The sequence below is a fragment of the Frateuria sp. genome (assembly GCF_013362045.1).
Taxonomy (GTDB): domain Bacteria; phylum Pseudomonadota; class Gammaproteobacteria; order Xanthomonadales; family Rhodanobacteraceae; genus Frateuria_A.
Genome location: NZ_JABFWW010000131.1, coordinates 1 through 3,672 on the forward strand (window position 1 = coordinate 1; position 3,672 = coordinate 3,672).

Below are 3,672 nucleotides of genomic sequence, written 5' to 3' on the forward strand. Positions count from 1 at the left end.
GCGCTTCCGCCGGGGCGGGCCAGCCCCGGAGCGAACGCCGCTCAGACCAGCTGCAGCGTGATGCCGCGCGCCTCGAGCGCCTGCGCGTACTCGCCCGGCACGCTGGCGTCGCTGACCACCATGTCCAGGCTGGAAAGCGGGGCGATCACCGAGAGGCTGCGCTGGCCGAACTTGCTGGCGTCGAGCACCGCGATGGTCTGGCGCGAGACGCGGATCATCAGCGCGTTGAGCGAGGCCTCCAGCGGGTCGGGCGTGGTCACGCCCACGTCCGGGTCCAGGCCGTCCACGCCCAGGAACAGGCGGTCGGCCGAGAGCCGCGCCAGCGCCTGCTCGGCATCGGGGCCGGCGAGCGAGTAGGAGGTCTGGCGCAGCAGCCCGCCCAGCATCATCACGCGCACGCCGGCCAGGCCGGAGAGCTCCAGCGCGATGTTGAGCGCGTTGGTGATCACCGTGAGCGCGTTCCAGCGCCGCTGGCGCAGCTGCCGCGCGATCTCCACGGTGGTCGAGCCGGAGTCGATGATGATCGTCTCGCCATCCTGCACCAGCTTCGCCGCGGCCTCGCCGATGCGCCGCTTCTGCGCGTGGTGGCGGGTTTCCTTGATGGTCAGCGGCGTGTCCTGCGCGCCGGGGCCGGCCGGAATGGCGCCGCCGTGCGAGCGGGTGACGGTGCCGGCGCGGGCCAGCGCCTCCAGGTCCTGGCGGATGGTCACCGCCGAAATGCCGAAGCGCCGCGCCAGTTCCTCGACGGTGACGCGGCCCCGGCTTTCCACCTGTTCGACGATCAGCCGGCGCCGTTCCTCGACCAGCAGCTTGGGCGCGGCGGCCTTGCGTCGTGTCGTCATCCGTCCAATCCGAGCAGTCGTGCGGCGTTGTCGTGGTAGACCTTGCGCAGGAGCGTCTCCGACAGGCCCAGCCCGTAGATCGACCAACGGCCCTGCGGCGGCGTGGCCGCCGGCGCATAGTCGAAGTATTCGTCCTCGGTTTCAAGGAAGCGGTAGTAGATCTCGTACAGCGCATCGCCCAGCAGCTGTTGCGGCACGTCCTCGCCCCACGGGGCCGGCACCGCGTCGGTGCCGAACAGGATGCGGTCCTGGTGGCGCTCGAAGAAACCGCGGCTGCGCCGCGGCTGGCGGCCGAGCTCGGCGATGCGCGCGCTGATGTCGACCATGACGTTGGGGAAGCGCGCCAGGCACGCCTCGATCGCATCCAGGTCTTCGGCCTGGCTGCCCACGTGCATCAGCACGAAGGTGGTGCGCGGGTGGCGCGCGATCACGCGGTCGCGCGCGGCGACGAGTTGTTCGTGGCCGGGGAATTCCGGGCCGTAGAACGACCAGTCCGGATGCCGGGCCAGCTCCTCGTAGCGCTCGTTGTGGCGGTCGGTGGGCAGGAAGAACGCCAGCGGGTCGGCGGTGTGCATGAACGCCGGCAGGCCCAGCGCGGCGCAGGTTTCCCACATGGGATCGAAGCGTGCGTCGTCCACGCCGACCAGCGGACCCTCGTCGATGCGCTCGCGCAGGTACAGGCCCAGCGTCTTGAGCAGCTTCAGCCCGCAGGCGCCGGCGCGGTATGCGCGCTCGATCGCCTCGGCCTGCAGGCGCGGGTAGTCCGGTTCGCCGAACAGGCCGAACGAAGGTTCGGTCATGGTGAGGAAGCGGCCGGGCGCGGTGCGGTCGAAGCGCGCGATGGTTTCTTCCAGCCCGCGGCCCACGCCGCCGGTCAGGTTGACCATCGCGCGGATGCCCTTGCGTTCCATCAGCGGCAGCAGCGCGGCCGGCTCGCTGAAGAAGGTCATCGCCTCGCCCACCGGCACCGCGCCACGCACCTCGCGCATCCAGGACAGGTGCGTGTGCACGTCGATCACCGGGAAGCGCGGCCGCTCGATGAGGGTGGCCGGCACGCGCAGCACGCTGCGCGGCGCGTAGTCGACCAGCGGCAGTTCGAGCTTGTCCGCGTCCGGCGCGGTGGCGAGCAGGTGCTTGCCCTCGCTGCCGGCCGGCGCCGCCATGCGCGGCGGCGCCGAGCAGCAGCCGCAGAAGCGGTGGCGCGGGGCGGCTGGATCGCGATCGTCCGTCATCGGAGCCTTCAGCGCGGATAGCGCTGCATGATCGCATGCACCTGCCGCACCAGCGCCACCGCCTGGTCGAACGGACGCAGCCACATGTTGCGGCCGAACATCACGCCGCCGGCGCCGGACTGCATGTAGAACTCGACCTTGCGCAGCACGGCGTCGTCGTCGTCGTTCTTCTCGCCGCCGGAGAACAGCACCATCGTGCGGCCGGCCGAGCGCACCACGCGCTGCGAGCGTGCAGCGGCGTCCTCGTCCAGCGCGTCGTAGGGGGCCGGGGACTTGGCGCGCTCGGCCACCGGCTCGTGCAGCTTGACGATGTCCGCGCCCAGCTCCAGCGCCACGCGCGCGGCGTAGTCCTGCGCGTAGAGGCTGTTCTTGCCGCCCTTGGCCTCGACCGCCGCGCCGCGCGGATACGACCACATCACCAGCGGCATGCCATAGCGCTCGCAGTCGCGGCGCACCTGCCCGAACTGGCGGATCTCCTCGTGCTGGCGCGGCGAGCCCACGTACAGCGTGTAGCCCACCGCGTCGGCGCCCAGCCGCACGGCGTCCTCGACCGAGGCGAACAGCGGCGAGGTGGCCTCGGCGTCGCTGGGGATGTTGGTCTTGCCGTTGAGCTTGAGGATCAGCGGCACGCGCCCGGCATGGCGGCCCATGTACTTTTCGGCCAGGCCGATGCCCAGCGCGATGGCGGAGAAGCCGCCGGCCTCGGCCAGCTCGAACTGGTATTGCGGATCGAGCGCCGGCGGATGCGGGAAGAAATCGGTGGGGCCATGCTCCAGGCCCTGGTCCAGCGGCAGCACCAGCAGCGTGCCGTTGCGCGGGCCGTGGCCGTAGAGCATCCGCCACAGCCGCGTGCGCTTGCCGTGCGGGAGACTCAGCGAGTCCAGCACGGGGACGGCTTGCAAGTTGTCTTTCATTTCGAATACCTTTGGATGAAAGTTTCGATATCTTTCGATCACCACCATCTTTCCTCAGACGCCCATGCCTGTCAAACCTCCCGTGCTGCCGCCCGCGCTGGCACAACTCCACGGCGCTTCCGAGGCCGAGAAGGCGCGACGTGGCTATGCGCACACGCTGCGCGAGATCCTGCAGCAGCCGCAGACCTGGCTCGGCACCGCGTCCAGGCTGTCCGGGGGGCACATTGTCGCGATGCTGCGCGAACTGCTGGCGGCGCGGCCGGCGCACATCGTGCTCACCGGTTCGGGCAGCTCGCTCTACGTGGGCGAGTGCCTGGCGCCGGTGCTGCAGGCGGCGCTGGGCGTGCCGTGCCTGGCGATCGCGGCGGGCACGCTGTTGACCTCGCGCCGCGGCGTGCTGCCGCCGGGCCGCGGGCTGCTGGTGTCGATCGCGCGCTCGGGCGACAGCCCCGAGAGCACGGGCGTGGTCGACCAGGTGCTGGCCGCCAAGCCGGGCTATGCGCACCTGGCGATCATCTGCAATGCGCAGGGCCAGCTCGCCACGCGCTACCGCGACGAGCCGCGCATGCAGGTGCTGCTGCTGGAGGAGGCCACCAACGACCGCAGCCTGGTGATGACCAGCAGTTTCACCAACCTGTTGCTGGCCGGCAGCGGCCTGCGCCATGCCGCCTCGGGCGATCCCGG

3 protein-coding genes and 1 pseudogene are annotated in these 3,672 nt (G+C 71.0%); 1 reads left to right on the forward strand and 3 read right to left on the reverse strand.

The genetic code is table 11. From position 1 onward, the window contains the following. Window positions 1–41: 41 nt before the first annotated feature. The 3 genes from agaR to HOQ08_RS06060 are packed head-to-tail and all read right to left on the reverse strand — an operon-like array spanning window position 42 to window position 2,988. On the reverse strand, window positions 42–842 hold the full coding sequence (agaR, locus tag HOQ08_RS06050) for a transcriptional repressor AgaR (protein WP_291192476.1): 801 nt from the start codon (window positions 840–842) through the stop codon (window positions 42–44). Then, window positions 839–2,074, reverse strand: coding sequence for an amidohydrolase family protein (locus HOQ08_RS06055; protein WP_291192477.1), 1,236 nt, complete (start codon window positions 2,072–2,074; stop codon window positions 839–841). The genes agaR and HOQ08_RS06055 overlap by 4 nt, the downstream gene beginning before the upstream one ends. A gap of 8 nt (window positions 2,075–2,082) precedes the next feature. Next, entirely contained in the window at window positions 2,083–2,988 is a 906-nt protein-coding gene (locus HOQ08_RS06060) for a fructose-bisphosphate aldolase (RefSeq protein WP_291192478.1), read from the reverse strand. 64 nt (window positions 2,989–3,052) lie between these two features. Here HOQ08_RS06060 and HOQ08_RS06065 point away from each other — a divergent pair. Next, window positions 3,053–3,672: pseudogene (locus tag HOQ08_RS06065) on the forward strand (tagatose-6-phosphate ketose isomerase); the annotation flags it as partial.